The sequence below is a fragment of the Paremcibacter congregatus genome (assembly GCF_006385135.1).
Taxonomy (GTDB): Bacteria; Pseudomonadota; Alphaproteobacteria; order Sphingomonadales; family Emcibacteraceae; genus Paremcibacter; species Paremcibacter congregatus.
This window is the reverse complement of the sequence record NZ_CP041025.1, coordinates 2,229,518-2,254,373: the sequence shown is the minus strand read 5'-3', so window position 1 is coordinate 2,254,373 and position 24,856 is coordinate 2,229,518. Positions and strand designations below refer to the sequence as shown.

Annotated in this window: 24 protein-coding genes; all 24 read left to right on the top strand. The window is 49.1% G+C overall.

The annotated features are described in order from the left end of the window. Positions 1 to 92 precede the first annotated feature (92 nt). The 24 genes from FIV45_RS10240 (at position 93) to trbJ (ending at position 24,775) form a co-directional block, all read left to right on the top strand. Positions 93 to 830 (top strand): aspartate/glutamate racemase family protein, encoded by a 738-nt coding sequence (locus tag FIV45_RS10240; RefSeq protein ID WP_099471961.1) that lies wholly within the window; start codon positions 93 to 95, stop codon positions 828 to 830. 74 nt (positions 831 to 904) lie between these two features. Next, positions 905 to 2,449, top strand: coding sequence for a M81 family metallopeptidase (locus FIV45_RS10235; protein WP_099471954.1), 1,545 nt, complete (start codon positions 905 to 907; stop codon positions 2,447 to 2,449). Continuing rightward, positions 2,446 to 3,693 (top strand): alpha/beta hydrolase-fold protein, encoded by a 1,248-nt coding sequence (locus FIV45_RS10230; protein WP_099471953.1) that lies wholly within the window; start codon positions 2,446 to 2,448, stop codon positions 3,691 to 3,693. Before FIV45_RS10235 ends, FIV45_RS10230 begins: the two co-directional genes overlap by 4 nt. Before the next feature lie 66 nt (positions 3,694 to 3,759). Next, positions 3,760 to 4,236 (top strand): MaoC family dehydratase, encoded by a 477-nt coding sequence (locus tag FIV45_RS10225; RefSeq protein WP_139932332.1) that lies wholly within the window; start codon positions 3,760 to 3,762, stop codon positions 4,234 to 4,236. An 85-nt stretch (positions 4,237 to 4,321) separates the two neighbouring features. Beyond that, positions 4,322 to 5,308, top strand: coding sequence for an SDR family NAD(P)-dependent oxidoreductase (locus tag FIV45_RS10220; RefSeq protein WP_139932331.1), 987 nt, complete (start codon positions 4,322 to 4,324; stop codon positions 5,306 to 5,308). A gap of 3 nt (positions 5,309 to 5,311) precedes the next feature. Beyond that, positions 5,312 to 6,508: an acetyl-CoA C-acyltransferase gene (locus tag FIV45_RS10215; protein WP_139932330.1), complete on the top strand. Its 1,197-nt coding sequence runs from the start codon at positions 5,312 to 5,314 to the stop codon at positions 6,506 to 6,508. A gap of 583 nt (positions 6,509 to 7,091) precedes the next feature. Next, a complete protein-coding gene (locus FIV45_RS10210) occupies positions 7,092 to 8,147 on the top strand; it encodes a branched-chain amino acid aminotransferase (protein ID WP_099470745.1) in 1,056 nt (351 codons plus the stop codon). Further along, on the top strand, positions 8,144 to 8,752 hold the full coding sequence (locus FIV45_RS10205; RefSeq protein ID WP_165776845.1) for an isochorismatase family protein: 609 nt from the start codon (positions 8,144 to 8,146) through the stop codon (positions 8,750 to 8,752). The genes FIV45_RS10210 and FIV45_RS10205 overlap by 4 nt, the downstream gene beginning before the upstream one ends. Before the next feature lie 322 nt (positions 8,753 to 9,074). Further along, positions 9,075 to 9,335, top strand: a complete 261-nt coding sequence (locus tag FIV45_RS10200; RefSeq protein WP_099470743.1) for a transcriptional regulator domain-containing protein — start codon at positions 9,075 to 9,077, stop codon at positions 9,333 to 9,335. A gap of 142 nt (positions 9,336 to 9,477) precedes the next feature. After that, entirely contained in the window at positions 9,478 to 9,954 is a 477-nt protein-coding gene (locus FIV45_RS18860; protein ID WP_099470742.1) for a DUF2285 domain-containing protein, read from the top strand. Positions 9,955 to 10,246: 292 nt separating this feature from the next. Next, the gene (locus FIV45_RS10190) at positions 10,247 to 10,636 is read left to right on the top strand and encodes a helix-turn-helix domain-containing protein (protein WP_099470741.1); all 390 of its coding nucleotides are present in this window, start codon (positions 10,247 to 10,249) and stop codon (positions 10,634 to 10,636) included. Next, entirely contained in the window at positions 10,633 to 11,097 is a 465-nt protein-coding gene (locus FIV45_RS10185) for a DUF2840 domain-containing protein (protein ID WP_099470740.1), read from the top strand. The genes FIV45_RS10190 and FIV45_RS10185 overlap by 4 nt, the downstream gene beginning before the upstream one ends. Then, positions 11,094 to 11,606 carry a S26 family signal peptidase gene (locus tag FIV45_RS10180; protein WP_165776843.1) on the top strand — a complete coding sequence of 171 codons (513 nt, stop codon included), beginning with the start codon at positions 11,094 to 11,096 and terminating at the stop codon, positions 11,604 to 11,606. The genes FIV45_RS10185 and FIV45_RS10180 overlap by 4 nt, the downstream gene beginning before the upstream one ends. A gap of 487 nt (positions 11,607 to 12,093) precedes the next feature. Next, complete coding sequence (locus FIV45_RS10175) at positions 12,094 to 13,866, top strand: DUF3363 domain-containing protein (protein WP_165776842.1); 1,773 nt, start codon at positions 12,094 to 12,096, stop codon at positions 13,864 to 13,866. Between the two features lie 199 nt (positions 13,867 to 14,065). Continuing rightward, positions 14,066 to 15,190: a ParB N-terminal domain-containing protein gene (locus FIV45_RS10170; protein ID WP_099470737.1), complete on the top strand. Its 1,125-nt coding sequence runs from the start codon at positions 14,066 to 14,068 to the stop codon at positions 15,188 to 15,190. A gap of 16 nt (positions 15,191 to 15,206) precedes the next feature. Continuing rightward, positions 15,207 to 16,229, top strand: a complete 1,023-nt coding sequence (locus FIV45_RS10165) for a hypothetical protein (RefSeq protein ID WP_099470736.1) — start codon at positions 15,207 to 15,209, stop codon at positions 16,227 to 16,229. A 28-nt stretch (positions 16,230 to 16,257) separates the two neighbouring features. Further along, positions 16,258 to 17,163: a DNA adenine methylase gene (locus tag FIV45_RS10160; RefSeq protein WP_204601938.1), complete on the top strand. Its 906-nt coding sequence runs from the start codon at positions 16,258 to 16,260 to the stop codon at positions 17,161 to 17,163. 424 nt (positions 17,164 to 17,587) lie between these two features. After that, the gene (locus tag FIV45_RS10155) at positions 17,588 to 19,624 is read left to right on the top strand and encodes a conjugal transfer protein TraG (RefSeq protein ID WP_099470735.1); all 2,037 of its coding nucleotides are present in this window, start codon (positions 17,588 to 17,590) and stop codon (positions 19,622 to 19,624) included. 1 nt (position 19,625) lies between these two features. Further along, the gene (locus FIV45_RS10150) at positions 19,626 to 20,078 is read left to right on the top strand and encodes a CopG family transcriptional regulator (protein ID WP_099470734.1); all 453 of its coding nucleotides are present in this window, start codon (positions 19,626 to 19,628) and stop codon (positions 20,076 to 20,078) included. Beyond that, positions 20,065 to 21,036, top strand: a complete 972-nt coding sequence (trbB, locus tag FIV45_RS10145) for a P-type conjugative transfer ATPase TrbB (protein ID WP_235868113.1) — start codon at positions 20,065 to 20,067, stop codon at positions 21,034 to 21,036. The genes FIV45_RS10150 and trbB overlap by 14 nt, the downstream gene beginning before the upstream one ends. 23 nt (positions 21,037 to 21,059) lie before the next feature. Continuing rightward, positions 21,060 to 21,392: a TrbC/VirB2 family type IV secretion system protein gene (locus tag FIV45_RS10140; protein WP_099470733.1), complete on the top strand. Its 333-nt coding sequence runs from the start codon at positions 21,060 to 21,062 to the stop codon at positions 21,390 to 21,392. Next, positions 21,392 to 21,646: a VirB3 family type IV secretion system protein gene (locus FIV45_RS10135; protein ID WP_099470732.1), complete on the top strand. Its 255-nt coding sequence runs from the start codon at positions 21,392 to 21,394 to the stop codon at positions 21,644 to 21,646. Before FIV45_RS10140 ends, FIV45_RS10135 begins: the two co-directional genes overlap by 1 nt. Further along, positions 21,646 to 24,063, top strand: coding sequence for a conjugal transfer protein TrbE (trbE, locus tag FIV45_RS10130; RefSeq protein WP_099470731.1), 2,418 nt, complete (start codon positions 21,646 to 21,648; stop codon positions 24,061 to 24,063). The genes FIV45_RS10135 and trbE overlap by 1 nt, the downstream gene beginning before the upstream one ends. After that, complete coding sequence (trbJ, locus tag FIV45_RS10125; RefSeq protein ID WP_099470730.1) at positions 24,053 to 24,775, top strand: P-type conjugative transfer protein TrbJ; 723 nt, start codon at positions 24,053 to 24,055, stop codon at positions 24,773 to 24,775. The genes trbE and trbJ overlap by 11 nt, the downstream gene beginning before the upstream one ends. Positions 24,776 to 24,856 lie beyond the last annotated feature (81 nt).

Sequence of the window (24,856 nt, the reverse complement as noted above, 5' to 3'; positions counted from 1 at the left end):
TTTGCAATGTTTTTGGTAGTATCCGGTTGTCCCTGCAAGGGCCGGTTCATAACGTTCTCCTCACAATATTATTAACAGGATGTGTCATGATTATGGGTAATAAAATGATTGGAATTGTCGGTGGTGTTGGCAGCTATGCGGGGCTAGATCTTATCCGCAAGATTTACGACCATACGGATGCCCGGTCGGATCAGGAGCATTTGCCTGTTTCCATGCTTTCTGTTCCGCATACTATAGGGGATCGCACGGAATATCTCCTGGGGGTTACGGATGTTAATCCTGGGCGTTCTATTGCCGGGGTTATAACGACCCTGGTTTCACAGGGCGCTGAAGTGATTGGTATACCCTGCAATACGGCTCATGCGTCCAGTATTTATGATGTTATTCTGGAGATGTCCCCGGATAATTGCAAGATCATTCATATGATAGAAGAGGTGGCGCGGGAGATAGTGTCTTCTGGTGCTGTGAGTAAGATTGGCCTGTTGGGCACAACGGGAACTCTTAGTTCAGATATTTATAAAGATACCCTGGCAGGTTATGGAATTGAGGTTATTTACCCGTCGGCGGATATTCAAAGCCTGTTTGTCCACCCGGCGATTTACCATCATGATTATGGCATCAAGGTATATTCCAACCCGGTGATCACTAAAGCACGGGATGACCTGTTTATGGCGGCATCTTACCTGTCCCGTAAAGGGGCTGAGGCGATTATTCTGGGATGTACAGAGATCCCCCTTGCGCTCACAGAAGGGGCCATCGATGATGTGCCGCTGATTGATGCCACCACGCTACTGGCAAAAGCCCTTATCAGAGAGTCACAGGCTGCATGATTTACTTAACTCAATGGAGAGAATAGATTGTGATTAAAGCGCAAAGAATATTGATAACAACATTATGTCTGCTGATGGCTGTGAGCCAGCTGGCGAAGGCCTCACAAAGCGTAAAATCCCGCATTGCGGTGATTTATTTTGCCCATGAAACGGTGACCTTCCTGCCCAATGATACGCTGATAGAAAACTTCACCTATACTGGCTCACCGGCCAAAGGCAATGACCTGTTGGCCTATGAGGGCTCTGGTTACCTGGGCGGCTTTGTCAAGACGGTCCGGCAAGATGATGATGTTGAGCTGGTCGGGATAGAATCTCCCCTATGGCCGAGCAGTGGTATTGGGTCTGGCTGGTTAAGCCAGGCGACCTATGAGCATTTTGCCGATGGCATTATTGCCGACCTGAAAGAGCAGGGCGATTTTGACGGCGTATATCTGCGTCTTCATGGGGCTCTGGCCGTGCGCGGCGTAGCCCGTCCGGAAGCGGACCTGGCACGCCGCGTCCGTGACGTCGTCGGCCCCGATGCTTTTATTGTTGGTACCTTTGATCCCCACGGCAATGAAGATGACCAGTTTTTAAAATATGCTGATCTGGCCTTTACGGCAAAATATTATCCCCATTATGATGACTATCTTCAGGGAGAGAGAGCGGCCCATATTCTTATGCGCACGATCCGCGGCACCTATCACCCTGTCCATGCGGTGCGTCAGGTGCCCATTATCACACCCACAGTATCCCAGTGGACGGGTAAGTCCCCGTGGAGTGACCTGGTGCAGCGCGCCTTGATATGGGAAGCGCGGGCCGCTGATGTATATGTGAATATCTTTTATGGCTTTCCCTGGTCCGATGTGCCGGATGTGGGCATGAGTTTACAGGTCATCACCAATGATGACCCGGCATTGGCCCAGAAGATTGTGGATGATATGGCGCAGTTCGCCTGGCGTAAACGCAAATCACTCGTTGACAGCAACGGTATTCATCAGATGGAGGAAGGGGTAAAGCGGGCTGTTAAGGCGCTGCAGACAGGTCAAACCCCGGTTGTGCTGGCGGATTATAGTGATCGCTCCGGAAACGCCACCTGGTTATTGGCAGAAATAAAACGACAAAAGCTGAGCGATACGGTTGTCGCCACCATCATGGATAAACGGGCCATAGAAGATATTCTCTCTCAGAAGGCTAGACCTGGGGACAGGGTTGACATCATGGTTGGCGGTTATGTGGATGATGCGGCCGGCGTACCGGTGCCTATTAGGGGTACGATCTACAGGATAAGCGGGGGGGTCTCTTCAGAGGGTATGCCCGATAATACAAAACCGGAAGAGCTTTGGATAAGTATAAAATTTGGCCGCAATAATCTGCTTATCCTCAGCCCTAATCTTGAACAGATTACCGATCCCTTTTCTCTGAGGACTATTGGGATAGAGCTTGAGGATTATAAAGTCTTTGCCGTCAAGTCACGGGTCCATTTTCGGCGCGGCTTTGACGATACCGGCTTTGCCAAAACCATATTGGTGGTAGGGCCGCCACATTCCTATTTTGGGACGGTACATCTGGAAGCACTGCCCTATCAGAATGTGGACTTGAAGAACTATTACCCCTACAGAAAGGAAGAAACAGAATGAGTAAACAACATAAAAAAGACTTGTCGTTGATTTATGGGAAAATGTCAAAACTCCTATGTTTGAGCCTTGTTCTGATGATCCCGTCCCCAGCCGTCATGGCGGCATCCCCGGAGGCTGCCCTGACCATAGGTCAGAATTATACTCTGGCATCAACATATCTTAAAGAAGACCGGCCCTATTCTGTCTATCTGCCGGACGCCTGCAAAACAGGCGGTGCCAGCGCCCCATGTCCCATGCTCTATATTCTGGACGGTGAACGTACCTTCCATCACGCCAGCGGTGTGTTGGAAACCATGAGTTTACATGGGCAAATCCCGCAGATGATCATGGTGGCCATAGCCAATACGGCGGACAGAACAGGGGATCTGACCCCGACCCATTCTCTGGATGATGGCTTTGGTCGTCAGGACCCATCCCGGTCGACAAGCGGCGGCGGGGAACGCTTCCTGGATTTTATAGAACATGAGCTTATCCCTGAAGTGGAGGAACGTTACAAACCGATGCCCTACCGGATATTGGTCGGACATTCTTTTGGGGGACTGATCACACTACATAGTCTGGTCAACAGGCCAGCGTTGTTTCAGGGGCATATTGCCATTGATTCAAGCCTATACTGGGATAATAATTCATGGCTCAGGCAGGCCGAGGCAAAGCTTGAGCAAATGAAGACGATCAAGAATCGGGTATATGTGTCTGTCGCTGAATATGCCCCCAAGGGTAATATGGATATCTCCAATCGTTTTGAAAGGCCTGGCGAGCGTTTTTCATACGCCCTGAAGGCAAATCAATCGCCGCATCTGCAATCGACCTATCAACAATTTGCCGGCGAAGATCATGGCTCGGTAGGTTTGCCAAGCCTTTATTACGGCCTTAAGTTTGTTTTTGACGGCTATAAGAACCTGCCGCCCTCCGTAGAAAGCCAGGGCCTTGAGGCGGTGAAGGCCTACTATCGGGATTATTTAGGTCTCTATGGTATAGCGTTATCCCCTCCCATGGCCATTATTGCCAATTTAGCGCTTACGGCGGAATTAAACAACAGGTACGATGAGAGTATCGCGTATCATACATATAACATCAAAACCCATCCAAAATCCGCCGGCAGTCATTATGCTCTGGCAGAGACATACAGACATATGGGGAAGACTGATCAGGCCACCATTCATTACAAGAAGGTCGTGGAGCTTCATCCCAAATGGGCGGAGCATATCGAGGTAATGATGTCAAGTATGAGCCAAGAGCAATGATAAATACGCCATATGCAGTAAGAGATCGTATGTGTGATGTAACAACCTTTCTGGACGTAGAATATTATGACCAAGCATAAAACCATTAACGACTTAATAGACCTCACCGGAACAGAGATCGGTGTCTCTGACTGGATCCAGCTGACCCAGAAGAAGGTTGATCAGTTTGCACAACTGACCGAGGACCATCAGTTTATCCATATCAATCCGGCGGAAGCCCGTGCGGCGGGTTTTGACGGTACGATTGTCCACGGGTTTTTCCTGTTGTCCCTGATCTCCAAGTTCCAGTTTGACCTGATGCCGCCAATTGACGGGGTGTCTTCCATATTGAACTACGGCCTTAATAAAACCCGTTTTATCGCCCCGGTGCCGGTGGGCAGCCGAGTGAGAGGCCGGTTGAGCATCAAGGCGGTTACGGAGCGTAAGGCCGGACAGTATCTGATCACCTGTGAAACGATCTTGGAGATCGAAGGCCTAGAAATCGAAAGACAGGATAAGCCGGGCTTTATAGCCGAACATCTTGGCCTTGTGATAATGGCATAAGCCATAAAATATACTATCCAACAATATATCCAGCAATATATTCAGAAAAAACATTCAAAAAAATATTTAGGCAGAAAGAATTCATATGACGATTACATTTAAAGACAAAGTCGCCCTTGTGACGGGCGGCGGTAACGGCCTTGGCCGGGAATATTGCCTGGCGTTAGCGGGGCTTGGGGCGAGGGTGGTGGTGAATGACCTTGGGGGGACACTGGATGGCTCTCGTGGAGATGCCGCCCAACCTGCCTCCAATCAATCTACCGCAGCCCAACCTGCTGCAGCCCTTTCTGCCGCAGAGAAGGTCGCCGCAGAAATCCGCAGCCTTGGCGGTGAGGCGATCGCCAGTACGGCAGATATCACCGACTATGATCAGGTTAAAGGGATGACTGAGGAGGCCATGAACAAATGGGGACGCATAGATATCCTGATTAATAATGCTGGTATCTTAAGAGACAAGACCTTCAGCAAGATGAGCCCGGAGGACTTCCAGAAGGTGGTGGATGTACATCTGTTCGGCACCATGAACTGCACGAAGCTGGTCTGGGATATCATGAAAGCGCAGGGCTATGGCCGTATCCTGCTGACCTCATCATCCAGTGGCCTGTTCGGGAACTTCGGCCAGAGCAACTACGGGGCCGCTAAAGCGGCCATGGTCGGCCTGATGAATGTGCTGCATCATGAGGGGGCTAAATATGACATCCGGGTTAACTGCCTGGCCCCGACGGCGGCAACGAGGATGCTGGACGGATTACTCCCAGAGAAGGTCGAAGCCCTGATGGCGCCAAAGCTGGTGGCCCCGGGGGCCTTATATCTCGTCAGTGATGAGGCCCCGAGCAAGACGATTCTGGGGGCCGGGGCCGGAAGTTTCTCTGTAATACGCATCTCGGAGACCCCTGGGGTTTTCTTGGGCGGGGAAGAGACGACGGTGGATGACGTGGCTAAAAACTGGGCAACTATCAGCAATCCCGAAGGCCAGACAGAAATGGCGGCGGCCTTTGAACAGACCAACAAGTTTGTGGAGCTGGCGGCCAAGTCACTGGGTATTACGTTGACTACAGATAGAGGGAGATAAGTCATGAGAGAAGCTGTAATAGTCTCCACGGCGCGCACCCCTATTGGTAAAGCTTACCGGGGGGCGTTTAATAATACCCCGGCGCCCACCTTAGCGGGCCATGCCATAAAGCAGGCAATTATAAGGGCCGGCATAGACGGCGCGGAAGTGGATGATGTGGTGATGGGCTCTGCGGTTCAGATGGGCTCAAGCTTTATGAATGTGGCCCGCAACGCGCTCATTCGGGCGGGATTGCCGGTTACGGTGCCCGGACAATCCATTGACCGTCAATGTGCGTCGGGCCTGATGGCCATTGCCATCGCGGCCAAACAGATTATCTGTGATGATATGACCGTCACCATAGGCGGCGGGGTGGAGAGTATCTCCCTGAACCAGACGGCGGATATGTTTATGATCAAGGATCCCTGGATTATACAACATAAGCCCGCGCTTTATATGACCATGCTGGAGACGGCAGAGATTGTCTCACAGCGCTATGGCATCAGCCGGGAGGCTCAGGATGACTATGCGCTGCAAAGCCAGCAGCGCACGGCCATGGCCCAGGAGGCGGGGAGGTTTGATGATGAGATCGTCCCCCTGCCGTCGGTGATGAAGCTTCAGGATAAAGCCACAGGAGACTGGTCTGAAACTAAAGTGCTGCTGAGTAAGGATGAAGGCAACCGTCCCCAAACGACGCTGGAGAACCTGCAAAAGCTTGTCCCTGTTCAAAGCCAGGGCCAGGAAGTGCAGGAGGGGAAGTTTATCACGGCCGGCAATGCCAGCCAGCTGTCTGACGGGGCGTCGGCCTGCGTGATTATGGAAGCCTCGGAGGCGGCCCGTAGAGGCTTAAACCCTTTAGGCATTTACCGGGGTATTGCGGTTGCGGGCTGGGAGCCGAGTGAGATGGGCATCGGGCCCGTCTTTGCGATCCCCAGGCTTTTGAAGACACATGGTTTGAGCATTGATGATATTGGCCTTTGGGAGTTGAATGAAGCCTTTGCCTGTCAGGTCATCTATTGTCGGGACAAGCTGGGTATTCCGGGTGATCGCCTGAATGTGAACGGCGGTGCCATCTCCATTGGTCACCCTTACGGCATGAGCGGCGCCCGTATGGTGGGCCATGCGCTGATAGAAGGCAAGCGGCGGGGGGTGAGATATGTGGTGGTCACCATGTGCGTCGGCGGCGGCATGGGGGCGGCCGGCTTGTTTGAGGTTTGTTAGGGGAATGCGGCATAATTTCTGGTGATGTGAGCCGAATAAGCTTGATGAGTTCCTCCGTAGAAGTTGATCTCTGTACCACACAGATGGAGATTGATGAGGACCCGGGGTCGGGTTTTGGCAACCCCCAAGGCCTGTCACCTCTTTGGAATATTACGTCACGAGGCAGAATGATGAGCTAACGTAGCAGACAAAGAAGGCGCTTATATCCCCCTTATTATGATTGGCAACATGATCAGCAACAAGGCGGCAGGTAAAGGATTACCGCAGATAAAGGATTATCGCAGGAGATTATATAGAGAATAACAAATGTCACATTCTGTAACCAGAGCAGCCTCTTCCCGCAGCGTCAATGGCTGAACCTAGGGAGCCGTTGATGGGTAAGGACTGGGTGCGGGTTCCCTAGAGCCTGTCACCCCATTGGAGTATTAAACGGCCGGGTGGAATATGGCGATGTCGGGTGGAATATTAAACGACAGGACACAACGGTGACGACTGCTGACTAAAACACTTTAATGAACAAGATAATGCGTTAACGCAACAGACAAAGCCAACAGATTGAGATCGGAAACCACAGGACCAAGTAATGTTAATGAAAGCCAACCAGAGAATATTAGATGCCGTCGCCAACCTGACCTTGCCTAAGGACCGAACCTTTGGCAAGGCGGTGCTGCCGATTGTTTGTACGGCGCGTTATGAGAACGGTGCCTGGTCTGAGCTTGAGCTGAAGTTTGATGCGGATGTCCAGGTCTCTTCCGGATCCCCAGCTGTGCAATATGCCCAGAGTATATTTGAGGGTATGAAGGCCTATTGGATGGATCAGGAAGAGCCACAGATCTTCCGGCCCCATCACCATGCGGCCCGTTTTAAGATGTCCGCCGAGCGGCTGTGTATGCCGCCAGTGCCAGAAGAGATGTTTGTGGCGGCGGTAAAAATGATCACCTGTCTTTATAAAGATATTATCCCCCGAGAGGTCAATAGCGCCCTTTACCTTCGCCCGTCCCTTTACGGCGATGATTATTCCCTGAGTATTGAACCCTCGGACAGTTATCGCTTTACCGTCCATGCGGCGCCGACGATCCCTTTCTCTTTGGAGATGATGTCGGTATTGATTGAGCGGCAGCATATCAGAGCCTCACTGGGCGGCACGGGTAATGTCAAGGCGGCGGGCAACTATGCGGCGGGTTTTGCGTCTCTTAAAAGAGCCCGGGCTCTGAACTGCGCCACAAGCCTGTGGCTTGATCCCCTTGAGGGACGCTTTATAGAAGAACTCTCCCTGATGAACTTCTTTATTTTCATGGAGGGCGGGCTCTATACGCCAATGATGCAGGATAGCTTTCTGAGCGGCATCACCCGCCAGTCTCTGATCATGCTGGCCTATGAGCTTGGGATCAGGACCGTGGAAAAAAAGATTGATATCAACGGCCTGATTGCCCGCCTCCTGAAAGGAGACAATATTGAGGCTTTCTCCACCGGCACGGCCGCTGTGGTCTCCCCGATCAGATCATTGAAGGAAGCTGACGGGACGGAATATGTCTTCGGAGAAACCCCGGGGTCCATAACGCAGACTTTAAGAAAGCAGCTTCTTGATGTTCAGGAGGGCCGGGCAGATGACAGGTTCGGATGGATGGAGACGGTGTGACCACAGCTGATTATATATATAATATCCTAATCTCGCCTGAAGAAACAACGCTTGTCATTATCGATCACCAGCCAGCGTTTTCTTCCTGCTTCGAAAGGCAGGATATCGACCGGGCTGAAGATGCGGCGGTGTCCTTAATCAAGGCGGCAAAATCCCTGGGTATCCCGACTATTATCAGTATGGTGGAAACCAATGTGATTGAGGGAAGCATTAGCTTAAAACTTCACAGAGCCATTGGTGATGCCGCCATTCTCCCCCGAACCGGCTTTAACCCCTGGGAGAACAGGGCTTTCACCGAGGCTGTAAGCCAAGCAAACCGGCCCCGGTTACTGATCGCGGGCCTGTCTGCGGAAACCTCCCTTAGCCTCACCGCCCTATGCGCCCTGGAGATAGGCTATGATACGTATGTGGTTAAGGATGCCTGCCTTGGCCAGACCCGAGAGAGTTATGACATGAGTTTTGAGCGCCTGACCCAGGCCGGTGTTGTGCCGGTCAGCTGGCGGCAAATCCTGATTGAATGGGAAAGGGGCCCGGTCGAGGCCAGCCTTTTGAGACGCTTTAGCCGCTCCAGAAAACCGGGCCATAAACCATCTGTGAAAGAATGACCAGATCGTTTTGCCAGCGCTCATGATGATATGTGCGTATTATAATTACCGTGAGTCTCGATTTTTGAGCATTGTGAATATGGGTTCTGACATTTTATGAACATAGTTTCTAGTCTGACCGGGAACATGTTTTGCGATTTTAGCAGCCTCCTTTCCGGTCCGATTTCCACCCTCATATTACCCTTACTTTAAGGGGTATTTTATACAAGTTTTAGGTGCCGTAATTCAGCCTGAATTGTATGGAAAGTAGGGTGTTATAAAAAATAATACAATCTAAAGCAGGCGAGGGTAGGGCTCAATATATTACGACAGGAGCATACCTATGACATATGTAAAACCACAATCTAAATTATATTTACCATCTCTCCCTAATGCCTTATCCAGCTATGACTATGTGGCCAGCCTCTCTGGCAGCGCCCTTGCCTGGGAATATCTGCGGCGCCATCCGGACTATTGCCGGGACTGGCGCATCAGCCGGGCGGGCAGATTAAAGCCCCTCCGCCTGACCTCGGGGACAAAGCTTATTAGAATACGGCGGCAGTTTTTACGGGCCCTGAAGTGGGGGCTTTATTTCTTTCGTTGACCCCGCTTTATCTGCGCTGGAGGCTGACCTATTCTGGTGCTTTGGGGCAACGATAATCTCAGCCTATGCCCGGGAAGTCATAAATGATCACAGCGGGACGATATCGCTTAAGGATATTGCCTGCCGAAAGGCTCTCCTGAAGATGCCTCACAATGGCCAACATCTGTTGCTCACTGATGGCCAGTATAATTCACACGTCCTGTGTCAGGGCGATGACATTCGCTGTGATCCCATTTTAATTGAATTGATCGTGGATAATATCTGGAATTGCGGGCCTCAATTGAAGGCCATTAAACTATTTGCGGACCACTGCCGGGGCAAATCATTAGCCCATCATTCTTCCAACAATCCCCCCTCATGCAACCATAGAAGGACACCTGATATGACCCATAAAAATACATGGACCGTGGAAGGCAGGCGCAACCGGGATGCGTTGGTCGCCCTTGATAAACGTATGGCGGGTTGGTCCTACCGTGAAATCGGCATCTTTCTATATGGCAAACAAGCTGTGGGAGAAGACTGGAATGATCCCAATCAGACCATGAAGAACCGCCTGATCCGAAGTGTCAAGCGCGGCATCAGGTTCAGGGATGGGGGCTATAAATCACTCATTCATTGATGTTTGGTGATGATCGGGGCGGTAACTTCTCGTCTGATGCTTTGCAAAACCACGGAGGTATTGCGTATTCCTACGATGGTGAATATGGATTTCTGCGGGCCGTGAACATGGGCTCTTCCTCATCGTGAACATAAATTCTTGTTTGCTTGGGAGTATTTTTTCTATCTCTGTCAGGGGATGTTTTGCAAAACAGCAGGGGTATCGGTGTCGGCCACCATAGTGATGGATACTGCCGCCCTTGGTTATATTCAATCATGTTGTTTCTTCTTAAAGCAATTTCTGGAGAAACTTTATGACAGAAGAGACAAAGATATTATCCAGCCTCATGGTTGGTAACCTATATGGCTATAGCCTGGAAGATAACACGCCCTACCTTACCGTGGCGCAGGCTGCCGCCCGATTAAAGGTTAAACCTGAGACCCTGGATAAATGGCGACAGCAAAGTCAGGGGCCCCTGTTCCGGCAACATGGCCGCCGTATTGTCTATCACCTGCATGACCTGGACTGCTGGTCCGAGGGTCAGAAACAACAAACGGCCCGGCGTTATAGGGCGGCGGATGACGGGCCGAACATGACATCATCGGATATAGAACCAGATGAGGGGTTGGATATAGGGCTAGGCAGTAAGCCGCCGGATATAGGACCCAAGACAGGACCTGATGAGGGGGGAGAAGCAACATGACAGGCTTTCTTACCCGGGTTCATCTTCATTATGGCAGAGATTTATTCAACAATTATATCCGTTTTGGCATTCCTAAATATCGTGATGACTTCACAGGTCGCGAGGCTTATGAATATTATCCCGCAGGCGCTATCTTCGGTTATATTAAGTGGCAGGCGAATGATTATGACACAAAAAGCTGGCGGTTCTTTGTCCTGCGTGCTGGCGATGATACCACGCCTCAACAGGTCATCTATGGCATAACACCGGGCGCAGAAATACTTGCTGACATCTCGGGCAAGGAACGGGTGCAACGTTTTTTTAAGGCCATAGATCAGATCGAAGCCCGGGATATTGACGGCAGTGATGTGGCCCCCGACTATTGGGTTCAGAGTAATGCGCGGATAAATTCATCTCTTGATCCTCTGCCCTATAGGCCGGAACAGCATCGGGCATGGTTGTTGGAAAGGGCGGTATCATGACAAAACGGTTAATGATATTGGCATTTGTTGGGAGTGCCATTGCCCTTACCCTGACCCCCATGGCAGTCAATGTTCAGACCAGAATAACCTATAACCCGTCGCCCAGCGCCCCGGTTGGCTTCTACCTTGTGGCGGCATTAGAGGGCCCGGACGAGCTCAAAAGGGGTGACTATGTCATTATTCCAACGCCTCAGAAGTTCAAAATGATGGCGGCGCAAAGACATTATCTGCCCCTGAATGTTCCCCTCATTAAGCGGATTGTTGGCCTGCCCGGTGATCAAATCTGCCGTTGGGGGGAGCTGGTTTATGTCAAGGGAAAGCCTGTTGCAACGGCCTTAAAAGTTGACAGTCAAGGTCGCTTTCTCCCCGTTTGGCAAGGTTGTTTAACACTGAGTGACAAACAGTTTTTTGCCCTGATGGACGCGCCCGACAGCTTTGATGGCCGTTATTTTGGACCTTTATATGTAAGCGATGTGGTTGGCATAGCTACCCCGATTTACATTCCGTAATCAAGAAGAAGGAAAAGTACCTTAATGAAGAGGCGGTAAAAGTTGAAGGCCAAGGGAAAGTAAAGGGTTGAGGGCAAGATAAAAGGAATATGGGCGTTCCCTACTGGAACCCGGATCTGCACATCTTTAGAGGAGCCCACAAGGGCTCATAGGGGTGGGCTAGGTTTTTGCACAATTGAAGGTTTGAAGGGAAATGGCGAGCCCACACAGTAGAAATACACCTATTTATCAATGGATTATATGTTTGGAGGTCAAGCTAGTGACGGATGATTTCGATGATGTATTTCGCCCTAAGCTCGGAAGGCTCAGGGACATTGGCCGTAGCTCTGGCAAGCGCTATGTAAACCGTGTGCTGAATGCGGCGGGCAGGATGAACCCGAGCTTTGGAAAGACCCGATCCCGTAATAGCTTTACCGGACGTAATATTGGCCGGGGCAGTCGTGCGGTTGTACCATCAAGGATGGCGGGAATTAGGGGGCGACGGGTCGTGATCAAGGCGCGTTTTGTAAAACTTGCTGGAACAGGATTTGGTAAAGCAAGCAGTCACCTTCGTTATGTACAAAGAGACGGCGTTTCCAAAGAAAATGAAGAAGGTAAACTCTATAACGCTGACCATGATGAAATTGATGGCGAGAAATTTCTGGATCAAGCAAAAGAGGATCGCCATCAGTTCCGTTTTATCGTTTCGCCGGAAGATGCCGTAGAACTTGACAATATGAAAATTTTTACCCGTGATTTGATGCTGCAGATGGAAAAGGACTTAAGCGCCAAGCTGGATTGGGTGGCTGTCGATCATTATAATACGGATAATCCCCATACCCATATTATTTTGCGCGGTGTCGATGATCAGGGCCAAGGTCAGAGTCAGGATTTGATCATCGCACGGGATTATCTTTCCCATGGCTTGAGGACAAGAGCCTGTAATCTCATGACCGATGAACTCGGGCCGCGTCAGGATCATGAGATTGAAAATACTCTCCGCCGGGAAGTGCGCCAAGACCGGTTCACGTCAATTGACCAGGGTATAATTCGACAAGCGGAAAATAGTATCATTGATTTGCGGATTGATGGCGTTGAAGACGGTAGTAGAATGTCCCGGCGCGGGTTTGATTTATCCCGCCTGAAGAAATTGCAGACTATGGGGCTCGCCGAAGAAGTTGGCCCTCTTCGATGGCGGCTATCAAAAGATATGGAATCCACTTTGCGTGATCTCGGGCAGCGTGGGGATATTATCAAAATGATGCATGCTGAAATGAAACGGCAGAAGCGTGACCCTCTACGGACGGCTTATGAAATTTTTCGACCAGCGGAGCAACCTGACAAGGTAATCACCGGCAAACTTGCTGCCAAAGGGTTGTCCGATGAATTTAATGACCGCTATTACCTAGTAGTAGAAGGAATAGACGGTAAAACCCATTACGCTGATATTGGTCAGCAGAATGATATTGGGGAATATAAAACGGGAAGTATTGTTGAACTGAAAGACAAATCAGTTCATCCAAGGAAAACGGACCAGTCAATTGTCAATATCGCCGAAGAAAATAACGGGCTTTATAGCGCGGAATATCATGCGTTTCACGATCCTGGTGCCTCAAAGGAATTTATCCGTGCCCATGTGAGAAGGCTGGAGGCTTTGCGGCGGGTTAATATCGTAAGGCGGTTTACGGATGGCAGCTGGAAGATTCCTGACGGCTATCTGGATGATGTTACAGATCATGAGCGCAAACACGCAAGCCGTTCACCGGTAGCCACTACCATCCGGTCCCGCTTCTCACTGGATGTTCAAGTTTCAGCAACAGGGGCAACGTGGCTGGATAACACTTTGCTGGATCAGAAGAAATTTCATTTGAGTAATGTTGGTTTTGGAGCTGAGGTTGATAATGCCCTCAAGCAAAGGCGAGCTTATCTTATGGCTGAAGGGTTTGCCCGTGAAACGGTTCAGGGTATAACGTATCAAAGAGATCTACTTAAAAGACTTGAACAACGGGAACTCTCGAAAGTGGCTGTCACGATTGCCGAGGAAACGGGCAAGGCGTTTAGAAGGGTCTGCAAGGGTGATCAAATAGAGGGCACTTATACCAAACCAGTAGATCTGGTGAGCGCCAAATATGCTGTTATCGAAAATTCAAAAGAGTTCACTCTGGTCCCGTGGCGCTCTGTGTTGGAACGGGCTCGGGGGCAGTCTGTATCCGGGGGTATTAACAGTAGAGGGGGTGTTTCCTGGAATATTGGTAAGAAGAGAGGGATGGGGATTTCGTGATTAAAGAATATTTAGATTTTTCTATTTAAAATTTGCAAGCCATCAGAAGGTTTAACCCCATTTATTTCAGTATTGACATTAATGATTGTATCAGTTTTTCTCTAGCCTTCTTAACAAAAAGAATATACAAAAAGATAAGCTTATGAGTTGCGGCTTTGAAATTTAATAAATCAATGCAGATATAATATAAAGGTATATCATGCCAAATATAATCCAACGTAAAGTAATGTCAGTTCCAATGGAAGAGTTACATTTCGATTACCGCAACCCACGTCTTGCAATGGAGTGGGATGAATTATCAACAGGTTCCGATCGTGATGTGCAAATGATCGAAACCCTAGATGAGGAAGCTGATATTGGTGAATTAATTACATCAATACTTCAAAACGGATATATACCAGTCGAGCCATTAATTGTTATTAAATCACAAGATAAAATATATCGTGTTTTAGAGGGGAATCGTCGTCTTGCAGCGATGCGACTTATAAAGGATTCATCACTAGCAAAAGAGTGTGGTATTAAAATTGATTCCACCCAAGTCGTTGACGATATTTTGAGGTCTTTCGTTACTGTACCAGTATATCAAGTAGATACTGAAGAAGAGGCTCATGCCTTAATAGGCTTTAAGCACATTAAAGGCCCTTATAAATGGGGCTCATACGCAAAAGCGAAATTTGTGACAAAACAATATCTAGTCAGCAAAACGTCAATTGAAGACATTGCGCAATCTATCGGTGATGCACACAATACTGTCAGAAAACTTATTGGTAGTATGCTAGTTTTAGAACAAGCAATTGCGGCGAATTTATTCGAGATTAATGATCGCGCTAAAGTTGGACCTTTTGGTTTCTCGCATTTATATACTGCGCTGGAGAAAGCGGAGTATAGGGATTTTATCGGCCTAAGCCGTGACTGGAATAAAGCCCCAACATCAGCTCCAGTACCTGAAGAAAATTTTTCTGAACTCAAAGAAGTATTAGGTTACCTATATGGAGTAAAATCAGAGAACAAGCCCTCACTTATAAAGTCTCAGAACCCCGATCTTTCAAATTTAGGAAGAACCATCGCTAATAAAGATGGACTTAATGACTTGCGAGCAGGGCTTTCATTAGATATTGCGTATGATAATGTGAGGCCAGATGACGAGTTTTTTAATGAAATTATTAGAAAGACGTTGGCTCAGGTCAATGCAGCAATGGCTGCTACCACAAGATATGACGGCGAAGATGATGAAATAGTGAGAATTGCGAAAAAAATCTCGCAAGGAGCGAGTGCATTGCTAGGTTCAGTAGAAATGATAAATACAAAAAATAAAAAAGAATAACATCGGATTATAATTTATGGCCTTTGTTAAGCCTTCTATTTCCTCGAAATCATCAATTAATGACATTGCTGACTGGATTGAGCTAAAAGTTCTCCAGTCAGAATTTAAACGGTTTAGATTTTCTCAATTACATCGCATGCAAGACGATGAAGGTGATGCCGCAAGTTCTAATTATGAAAAAATTGATACCGAGCAAGAAGAAAATATTTTAGACTGGATTGAGGAAATTACTAAACGTTCCAATAGTCTTGGCAATTCATATCCATTTATCCTATCCAGAAAAGAAATCCGATTGAAGGATTTAACCGCCGAACTTAATCAGGGTAATTATGCTTACCTATTGTGTTTATTTTTGTCTCATGCCAAAGATACGGATGCTATTGAGGGAACACAATTTCTAAAACTTAAGAATAATGATCCAGCAAGAGAATTATTTCAGGTCATTAGTACGATTGCAGCCAGTGGCTATATTAATGGCTCGTCAATATCATTTGGTTGGCCTCGACAAGACCAATCAAATTTTCCTGATGCATTAAAACGCTTATGTCTTTATACTGCGGACGGGGCAAAGTTTGCAAAAAACCCCCATGCAGCAGCTCCAAAAAGAGTCAAGGACTTTGAAATTGATATTGTGTCATGGATACCTACCAATGACAATTTACCCAATAAAATGTTTTTAGTTAGCCAAGTCGCTTCAGGTGAAAATTGGACATCAAAACCCCTTCGAAACAGTATCCTTGCTAAATTGACTTACTGGCTTGAAAGCGATTTTTCGTCAAGGGAAAATATTGCGACAGGACTATTCATTCCATTTTGTATTGAACCACAAAATGGAGAAACACGTGCAGAAAGATTGGAGTACCTATGTGGAGGTTCACTGGGGAATCTTATTTTTTATAGAGACCGCATACCCTTTTATGTAGATCAAGTATATAGAAGTAATATGAATTCAAAAAAAGAGATACTTATTGAGCGCGTAAATGATTTTGAGAGTATTATTTCTTGGGTAAATGAAAAACTTGAATTATTAGCCTCATAATTTTTTTGCTGGCAGTATTGACATTTCTATGCCAAAAATGCAAAAAAGATATAACCTTGAGGTACATATGTCAAAATTCTATACTCCACTTCGGTATCCGGGAGGAAAAGGCCGTTTAACAAATTACATTGCGCAAGTAATGAAGTTAAACGACCTACAAGGAGGATCATACATAGAACCATACGCTGGTGGAGCAGGAATCGCCATAGAATTGCTAGTCACTCAGCAAGTAAGTCACATTCATCTAAATGATTTAAACGGGGCCATTTATGCATTTTGGCATTCAGTGTTACACCAACCTGATGAACTGTGCAGCTTAATTTCCGACACCCAAGTTAATATGGAAAATTGGTTCCTTCAAAAAGAGATTATAGAAAATCCTTCTAATTATTCAATTTTAGAGCTTGGTTTCGCTACTTTCTTTCTGAATAGAACAAATAGGTCTGGAATTATTTTCAATGGTGGCGTCATTGGAGGTAAACAACAAACTGGAAATTGGAAAATTGATGCCAGATTTAATAAGCCCGGCTTGATAGGTAGGATTAAGGAAATCCAAAAATTAACACATCGGATATCTTTGACACAGTTGGATGCTTCGGATTTTGTGAGTATACTTTTACCAACTATGCCTAAGAAAAGTCTAGTTTATTTTGACCCTCCTTATTTTGTTAAAGGCCAAGGACTATATCAAAATCATTACAATCCTGATGACCATAAGAAAATAGCTGGTTTAATCCAAAGTGGCATCAAACAGACTTGGTTAGTTTCATATGATAACGCCCCAGAAATATGTAAATTATATAAGAAAAGACGTCAATTAGAATTTTCTCTTAACTATAGTGCTCAATTAAAATATAAAGGCACTGAAGTAATGATTTTTAAAGATAAAATGACAATCCCTGATCAAAAATCCCCACTTAACGTAGCTGCTTAAATCCGTACTTTAAGGATAGAACTCTTAATTGTTGAGCTTTCAATACCGAAATCCACTACTGACGAACAATATTTAAATTTAAACAAAAGATTTCTGTGCCTTTTATACATCTTTCTAGGGTTTTCTATTTCTAGAATATCGTGAAAGGGGTTAATTGGTAATTTTTTAATGTGATTCTCAAAAAAAGTTTCTATCGATACTCTCAACTGTGCAATAAACCTATCAAAAGTTCAATCTGCGGCAACTTTTTTTAAACGTGACTAAATACCCCAAAACTTCCCTCAACATTATTGAACTATTTTGAATGGTTAAACATTAGTTATATCAATATGTTAGCAAATTTTTCTCCTTGACATCACTCCACATTTAGCGGCTTTCTTGAAGCAGAGCACGGGGCATTTCCTGTGCTTTGAAAGGCGTAAAAATGACCCCGACAAAATTTCTGATAGGCCAGATCGTCCTCGTGTTTGCTGTCGTTCTCCTGACCACCTGGAGTGCGACTGGGTGGGCGGCTCATATGCTGGGCTATCAGACTATGCTTGGACCGGCATGGTTTATCGTTGATGACCTGCCGGTCTATTTTCCTCACCGGCTGTACCAATGGTGGTATGCCTACGATGCATATGCGCCAGAGGTTTTTAACAAGGCGGGCATGCTGGCAGCCGGTGGGGGTTTGTTTGGGATCATTATCGCGGTTCTCGGATCTCTGTGGCGCGCAAGGCAGGACAAACATGTCACCACTTATGGCTCAGCTCGCTGGGCGCGACCGGAAGAGATCCGGGAGGCGCGGCTTTTCAAATCAGAAGGTGTTTTTCTCGGACGGCATGGTAAAAATTACCTCCGTCATGATGGGCCGGAGCATGTGATGGCTTTTGCCCCGACCCGGTCCGGTAAAGGGGTGGGTCTTGTGATCCCCACATTGCTCAGTTGGACAGATAGTGCCGTCATTCACGACATCAAGGGCGAGAACTGGCAGCTGACAGCCGGATGGCGGTCAAAATTCTCCCACTGCCTGTATTTCAATCCCACAGACCCTCAATCTGCCAAATTCAATCCTCTGCTGGAAGTGCGAAAGGGAACCCATGAAGTGCGCGACGTGCAGAATATCGCAGACATTCTGGTTGACCCCGAAGGCTCTCTGGAAAAACGCAACCATTGGGAAAAAACCTCCCATGCCTTGCTAGTCGGGGTGATCCTGCATGTGCTCTATGCGGAACAAGAAAAAACTCTGGCGCGGGTGGCCAGTTTCTTGAGCGACCCGGACAAGCCCTTTGAGCGGACCTTGAAAGATATGATGGCCACCAATCATCTGGGCGGTGGACCAAAATATCATGGGCATAAGGTTCACCCGGTCATCGCGTCTGCCGCCCGTGAACTTCTCAATAAATCAGAAAATGAACGTTCCGGCGTCTTGTCTACTGCCATGTCGTTTCTGGGGCTTTACCGCGACCCGACAGTGGCAACGGTGACATCAGCCTGTGATTGGCGGATAGCGGACCTGATGGAAGGTGAAAACCCCGTATCACTCTATCTGGTGGTGCCACCATCAGATATTTCCCGAACCAAACCACTTGTGCGGCTGATCCTTAATCAGATTGGCCGAAGTCTGACAGAAAAACTTGCCGTAAATTTGGACGGCGATGCAGGCCGCAAGCATAAACTCCTTATGATGCTTGATGAGTTTCCGGCTCTGGGACGGCTGGATTTCTTTGAAAGTGCTCTGGCCTTTATGGCGGGGTATGGCATTCGGGCTTTCCTCATTGCCCAGTCGCTGAACCAGATCGATAAAGCCTATTCCGAACATAATAGCATTCTTGATAATTGTCATGTGCGGGTGGTGTTTGCCACCAATGACGAACGGACAGCTAAGCGGGTGTCAGACGGTCTTGGCAATGCTACGGAACTCCGTGCCCAGAAAAACTATGCGGGTCACAGACTTGCCCCTTGGCTGTCCCATGTGATGGTCTCCCGGCAGGAAACCATGCGTCAGCTGTTAACACCCGGTGAAGTGATGCAGCTTCCCAGTACGCAAGAGGTTATCATGCTGTCGGGGCATCCGCCTATCAAAGCCAACAAAATCAAATATTACGAGGATGTCAACTTTACGGACCGCGTCCTGTCCCCACCGGAATTACGCGCAGACGGTCGTTACGCGGACTGTCCGGCCCGGAGAGGGGATGACTGGTCTGGACGTATCTGTCCATCTGATGTGCGGCCCAGCAATATTGAAGATCATAAAACTATTGATCAGATGGAGGAAGGTGGCCTTAACCGCCATCCAAACCTTGATGAGACGGTGGTGTCCCTTGGTCAGGATCTGGAAGAGGATGTCTTCAGCCTGCTTGATGATGACATGGATAATCAGCTTATCGTTAAAGACGCTGATCCTCTTAAACAGCTTACGCCCGTACAGCGCGCCCATGAAGTGACCCGCGATGCGGATCGTGAAATTGGAATGTAATATGACACATAAACGCATTCATATTTATTTAGGCGATGATCACAGTCGCATTCGGCAGGAAGCCAAACGGCGCGGGGTTTCCGTCTCCCACCTGAGCCATGCTGCCCTGATGGCTTTTCTGGATGCCGATAAGGATAAACGGGAAGCATTGGTATTGCGTCGTTTTGACCGCCTGTCACGTCAGATGGGAAAGATTGACCGGGACCTGTCGGTTATGACAGAAACGCTCGCCCTGTACATTCACTATCAATTGGCCATCACGCCGCCGGTGCCTGTCAGCGATCAGGCGGCGGCCAAAGCGCAGGCGCGGGAGCGTTTTGCCCAGTTTATCACCCGGGTTGCCCGCCGTATGGCACAGGGCAAAAATACCATTCACGACATCATAGAAGAGATTTCCCCGCGCGAAGAAGATTTCTTCAAGTTGGATCTGGAGGCAGATGATGAGCCGTCATAAAGTCACCCTCAGCCGTCAAAGAGCTATGTTGCAAACGGCTATGGGACCAAACATAGGTCATGCACTGGCGGATAAGTCTGTCATCGAAGTCATGGCCAATCCAGATGGTGCGCTTTGGCTCGACAAACACGGAGAAGGCCGGGTCAGGGCAGGGGGTATTCTGGCCGCTGACGCTGAACGTATTATCCGCCTTGTAGCAAGTCATATCCACCTTGAATGTAATGAGATGTTCCCGGTCGTATCGGCGGAACTTCCAGAAACCGGGGAGCGGTTTGAGGGGCTGTTGCCGCCTGTGGTGGCGTCGCCCTGTTTTGCCATCCGTAAACCGGCAGGGGTTGTCTTTAGGCTCGCCGATTATGTCAAAGCACAAATCATGACCCCGCTGCAGGCCAGATATCTTAAATCCGCCGTTGAGGACAAGAAAAACATTCTTGTGGTTGGTGGGACGTCCAGCGGTAAAACCACCCTCACCAATGCGTTACTGGCAGAACTTGCCGACCTTGAGGAGCGGATCGTCATCATTGAAGATACCCGTGAACTCCATTGCCCGGTGGCTGATCTGGTGTCGCTGCGCACCAAGCCGGATGTGGCCAGCCTGTCAGATCTGGTGCGGTCAACCATGCGGCTGCGTCCCGACCGGATTATCATCGGTGAAGTGCGGGGGCCGGAAGCGCTGGATATGCTGAAGGCCTGGAACACAGGTCATCCCGGCGGCATTGCCACCTTGCATGCCAACGGCACCAGCTCCGCACTTTACCGATTGGAACAGCTTATTCAGGAGGCGGTGATTTCCGTTCCAAAACGGCTGATTGCAGATGCGGTGGATGTCATTCTGTTTATCAAAGGTCGCGGTGATGCCCGCCGGGTGGATCAGATCCGTGAGGTTACTGGCCTTGACACGGGCGGCGATTACAGGCTTCGGAGACCGGAAGAATTACCCCCTGAACCAAAATCATAGATCACATAAAAGGAACTCAAAATATGAAGAAACTAACCCCATCATTCAATAGACCAGTAACACAATCACTGGCCATTATGACTGTCCTGATGCTTGGTGTTGTCACCGTACATGGTGCAGGTTCTGGCCTGCCGTGGGAAGCCCCCTTGCAAAGCATATTGGATTCCATCACAGGTCCTGTGGCCCGGATCATTGCGGTCATGGTGATTACCTTAACCGGTCTTACTTTGGCTTTTGGGGAGAGCAGCGGCGGGGTTCGTAAACTCATCCAGATTGTTTTCGGCCTGTCCATCGCCTTTGCTGCCGCCAGCTTTTTCCTGAGTTTCTTCAGCTTTTCCGGCGGAGCGGTTGTGTAATGGAGCAGGGATTTATCATACCACTGCATCGTTCGCTCACGGAGCGGATCATGCTTGGCGGAGCGCCGCGTAATGTGGCCATTGTTAACGGCACCCTCGCTGCCGCCATAGGTCTTGGTCTTCAGCTCTGGCTGGCAGGGGGTGCGATCTGGCTGGCAGGTCATAGTGCCGCCGTTCTTGCCGCCAAAAAAGACCCCCAGTTTATGGACGTCATGATGCGTCATATTCGCCATAAAAATTATCTGGAGGTGTAATGTTTAATCTAAGCGAATATCAAAAGCGTCCGTCACGCCTTGCAGATTATCTGCCGTGGGCTGCCCTTATCGCCCCCGGCGTAATTCTCAATAAGGATGGTAGTTTCCAGCGAACGGCCCGCTATCGCGGACCTGATCTGGATAGTGCGACACAGGCTGAGTTGCTTATCATTAGTGCCAGGGTCAATGATGCCTTGAAGCGTTTTGGCTCGGGATGGGCTTTGTTCTTTGAAGCAGACCGTCATCAAATCAATGATTATCCAAAATCTGATTTTCCAGATGCGGCTTCCTGGCTGGTTGATGAAGAGAGGCGCGGGGCTTTTGAAGCCGAGAGCCTTCATTATGAGACGTCATTTTATGTGACCCTGTGCTATTTGCCGCCGGAGGATCGTACCAGCCATGCAGAAAATATGTTTTTGGAAACCCCCGGTCACAAACGTGCCTTTGATGCCCGTGATCATCTGCAGGCATTCATCGCCCAGACAGACCGGGCTTTTGATCTATTTGCCAGCGCACTGCCCGAATTTGAACTATTGGATGATGCTGAGACACTGACCTACCTGCATGATACGGTTTCAACTAAAAGACATCCAATCATTCCGCCTGAAACCCCGATGTATCTGGATGCTGTGTTGGCCGACTGTGCCCTGACAGGGGGACTTGAGCCCATGTTGGGCGAGGCCCATTTGCGAGTACTGACCATTCTCTCGTTTCCCGGTTCCACCACACCGGGCATTCTGGATGCGCTCAATGGCCTCGGGCTTGATTATCGCTGGTCCACGCGCTTCATTGCCATGGATAAAGCTGAGGCCAATCGCGCGCTTGCTAAATACCGCCGTCAGTGGTTTGCCAAGCGTAAAAGCGTCACGGCCATTCTGAAAGAAGTCATGACCAATGAACAGTCGGCTCTGGTGGATACGGACGCAGACAATAAAGCCGCCGATGCCGATGAAGCCCTGCAGGAGCTGGGCGGCGATCATGTGGCGTACGGATATTTTACCGCAACCATTACCCTGTGGGATGAAGACAGAGCCCTCGTTGAGGAAAAACTGCGGATTGTTGAGCGCACCATCAGCAGTGCGGGTTTTGCCGTCATTGGCGAGACGGTGGGTGCGGTTGATGCCTGGCTCGGCAGCTTGCCGGGCCATCTTTATGCCAATGTCCGGCAGCCAATTATTTCCACCTTAAATCTGGCCCATATGATGCCGCTTTCTGCTGTCTGGGCCGGGCCGGACTATAATAAACATCTGAACGGCCCTTCATTACTGATGGCAGAAACCGGCGGCGCGACGCCCTTCCGTCTCAACCTGCATCAGGGTGACGTGGGACATACAATCGTCGTTGGTCCCACAGGTGCCGGAAAATCGGTTCTGCTTGCCATGATTGCTTTGCAGTTTCGCCGGTACAAAGGTTCGCAGATTTATATTTTTGATAAAGGCGGATCGGCGCGGGCGGCAACCCTCGGCATGGGCGGGACATGGTTTGATCTTGGGGGAGAAAGTGATCTGGCTTTTCAGCCTCTGGCTCGAATAGATGATGCCGGCAACAGGTCATGGGCACAGGAATGGGTTTGCGGGCTGATGGCTCATGAAAAAACAGAGGTGACGCCCGAGGTGAAAGATGCCGTCTGGTCGGCACTGTGCAATCTGGCACTGGCCCCTGTTCTTGAGCGCACATTAACCGGACTTGTGGCTCTTCTGCAAAGAAATACGCTACGTCAGGCTTTGCAGCCCTATACCCTGAACGGTCCCCATGGCCGATTGCTCGATGCGGATGATGACAAGCTGTCTTTAAGTGATGTGCAGTGTTTTGAGATGGAAGAACTGATGCATGTCAAAGCCATGGTGCTGCCGGTGCTCACCTATTTGTTTCACCGGCTGGATGAGAGGTTTGATGGCAGGCCAACCCTTCTTATTCTGGATGAAGCCTGGGTGTTTCTGGATGATCCGGATTTCTCTGGGCGTATCCGGGAATGGCTGAAGACTCTCCGCAAATGCAATGTCAGTGTTATTTTTGCCACCCAGTCCCTGTCCGATATCGCAAACAGCAGCATTGCGCCCGCTATTATTGAAAGCTGTCCCAGCCGCATATTCCTGCCTAACGCGCGGGCGCAGGAACCGCAACAGCGCAAGGTCTATGATGCTTTTGGCCTAAACGCCCGGCAAATAGATATTATTGCCCAGGCTCAGCCGACCCGGGATTATTATTTTCAAAGCCGTCAGGGAAACCGCCTGTTTGATCTGGCACTGGGGCCGGTTGCACTGGCCTTTGCCGCAGCTTCCCCAAAAGAAAACCAGCAAATACTGGATCATCTCTCCCGCGAAGGACAAGGCTTTGCCGCCCGATATCTTAAAGCCAAAGGCCTCGCGTGGGCGGCAGATCTCATCACACATAAGGAACAATCTCATGAAACATAAACTTCTGTCAGCCTTTATGGCCCTTATTCTTGGCCTGACACCGATCCATACGGCAAACGCCATTTTCGGATTTGGCGATATTGTCTTTGATCCGACAAACTACGGCAGAAATCTTTTGACTGCCGCCCGGACATTACAGCAGGTAAATAATCAGATCCGGCAGCTTCGCAATGAAGCGCAGATGCTGCTCAACCAGTCGCAGAATTTGACCCGCCTGCCCATGTCTATTGGTGGCGACTTACAGAGGTCTTTGTTGCAGATGGATGTTCTGATCCGTAGTGCTAATGGTCTTGCCTATCAGATTACTGCCATTGATGCCCATTACCGAACTTACTTTCCGGAAAGATATGCGGCGGCCACAACAAGCACACGGATTTTGCAGGATGGTCAGGATGCCTGGAAGGCAGCGCGATCAGGTTTTCAGCATTCCCTCCATGTGCAGGCAGAAGTCATGGGGCAGGTGCGTAGCGACAGAATTGTCCTTGATCGCCTGATTATGGAAAGCCAGAGCGCAGGAGGTAATTTGCAGGTGGCCCAAGCCGGTAATCAACTCACCGCCCTGGCCGCCAAACAAACCATGCAGCTTCAAAGCCTGATGGCGGCGTCGGCCCGTGCCGATGCCTTGGAGAAGGCGCGTGTTTTGGCCCTCACAGAACAGGCGCGGGCGCGGTTTCAGCATTTTCTTGGCGATGGTTCGGCTTATACCCGCTAGGAAAAACAGAGCAGAGCGAGTCAAGCCGACCAGAGATTTAAAATATGTGCGCCGCCAATAATTTGGCGCCCCTGCGGAGCC

What these genes read in the sequence shown, in the direction of transcription:
- FIV45_RS10215 (WP_139932330.1), top strand. Translation starts at nt 5,312, where the DNA reads ATGAGAGAAGCTGTAATAGTCTCCACGGCGCGCACCCCTATTGGTAAA.
- FIV45_RS10240 (WP_099471961.1), top strand. Translation starts at nt 93, where the DNA reads ATGGGTAATAAAATGATTGGAATTGTCGGTGGTGTTGGCAGCTATGCG.
- FIV45_RS18860 (WP_099470742.1), top strand. Translation starts at nt 9,478, where the DNA reads ATGCCTCACAATGGCCAACATCTGTTGCTCACTGATGGCCAGTATAAT.
- FIV45_RS10165 (WP_099470736.1), top strand. Translation starts at nt 15,207, where the DNA reads ATGGCCTTTGTTAAGCCTTCTATTTCCTCGAAATCATCAATTAATGAC.
- trbB (WP_235868113.1), top strand. Translation starts at nt 20,065, where the DNA reads ATGAGCCGTCATAAAGTCACCCTCAGCCGTCAAAGAGCTATGTTGCAA.
- FIV45_RS10140 (WP_099470733.1), top strand. Translation starts at nt 21,060, where the DNA reads ATGAAGAAACTAACCCCATCATTCAATAGACCAGTAACACAATCACTG.
- FIV45_RS10200 (WP_099470743.1), top strand. Translation starts at nt 9,075, where the DNA reads ATGACATATGTAAAACCACAATCTAAATTATATTTACCATCTCTCCCT.
- FIV45_RS10185 (WP_099470740.1), top strand. Translation starts at nt 10,633, where the DNA reads ATGACAGGCTTTCTTACCCGGGTTCATCTTCATTATGGCAGAGATTTA.
- FIV45_RS10235 (WP_099471954.1), top strand. Translation starts at nt 905, where the DNA reads ATGGCTGTGAGCCAGCTGGCGAAGGCCTCACAAAGCGTAAAATCCCGC.
- FIV45_RS10150 (WP_099470734.1), top strand. Translation starts at nt 19,626, where the DNA reads ATGACACATAAACGCATTCATATTTATTTAGGCGATGATCACAGTCGC.
- FIV45_RS10225 (WP_139932332.1), top strand. Translation starts at nt 3,760, where the DNA reads ATGACCAAGCATAAAACCATTAACGACTTAATAGACCTCACCGGAACA.
- FIV45_RS10180 (WP_165776843.1), top strand. Translation starts at nt 11,094, where the DNA reads ATGACAAAACGGTTAATGATATTGGCATTTGTTGGGAGTGCCATTGCC.
- FIV45_RS10210 (WP_099470745.1), top strand. Translation starts at nt 7,092, where the DNA reads ATGTTAATGAAAGCCAACCAGAGAATATTAGATGCCGTCGCCAACCTG.
- FIV45_RS10160 (WP_204601938.1), top strand. Translation starts at nt 16,258, where the DNA reads ATGCCAAAAATGCAAAAAAGATATAACCTTGAGGTACATATGTCAAAA.
- FIV45_RS10170 (WP_099470737.1), top strand. Translation starts at nt 14,066, where the DNA reads ATGCCAAATATAATCCAACGTAAAGTAATGTCAGTTCCAATGGAAGAG.
- FIV45_RS10190 (WP_099470741.1), top strand. Translation starts at nt 10,247, where the DNA reads ATGACAGAAGAGACAAAGATATTATCCAGCCTCATGGTTGGTAACCTA.
- FIV45_RS10155 (WP_099470735.1), top strand. Translation starts at nt 17,588, where the DNA reads ATGACCCCGACAAAATTTCTGATAGGCCAGATCGTCCTCGTGTTTGCT.
- FIV45_RS10230 (WP_099471953.1), top strand. Translation starts at nt 2,446, where the DNA reads ATGAGTAAACAACATAAAAAAGACTTGTCGTTGATTTATGGGAAAATG.
- trbE (WP_099470731.1), top strand. Translation starts at nt 21,646, where the DNA reads ATGTTTAATCTAAGCGAATATCAAAAGCGTCCGTCACGCCTTGCAGAT.
- trbJ (WP_099470730.1), top strand. Translation starts at nt 24,053, where the DNA reads ATGAAACATAAACTTCTGTCAGCCTTTATGGCCCTTATTCTTGGCCTG.
- FIV45_RS10220 (WP_139932331.1), top strand. Translation starts at nt 4,322, where the DNA reads ATGACGATTACATTTAAAGACAAAGTCGCCCTTGTGACGGGCGGCGGT.
- FIV45_RS10135 (WP_099470732.1), top strand. Translation starts at nt 21,392, where the DNA reads ATGGAGCAGGGATTTATCATACCACTGCATCGTTCGCTCACGGAGCGG.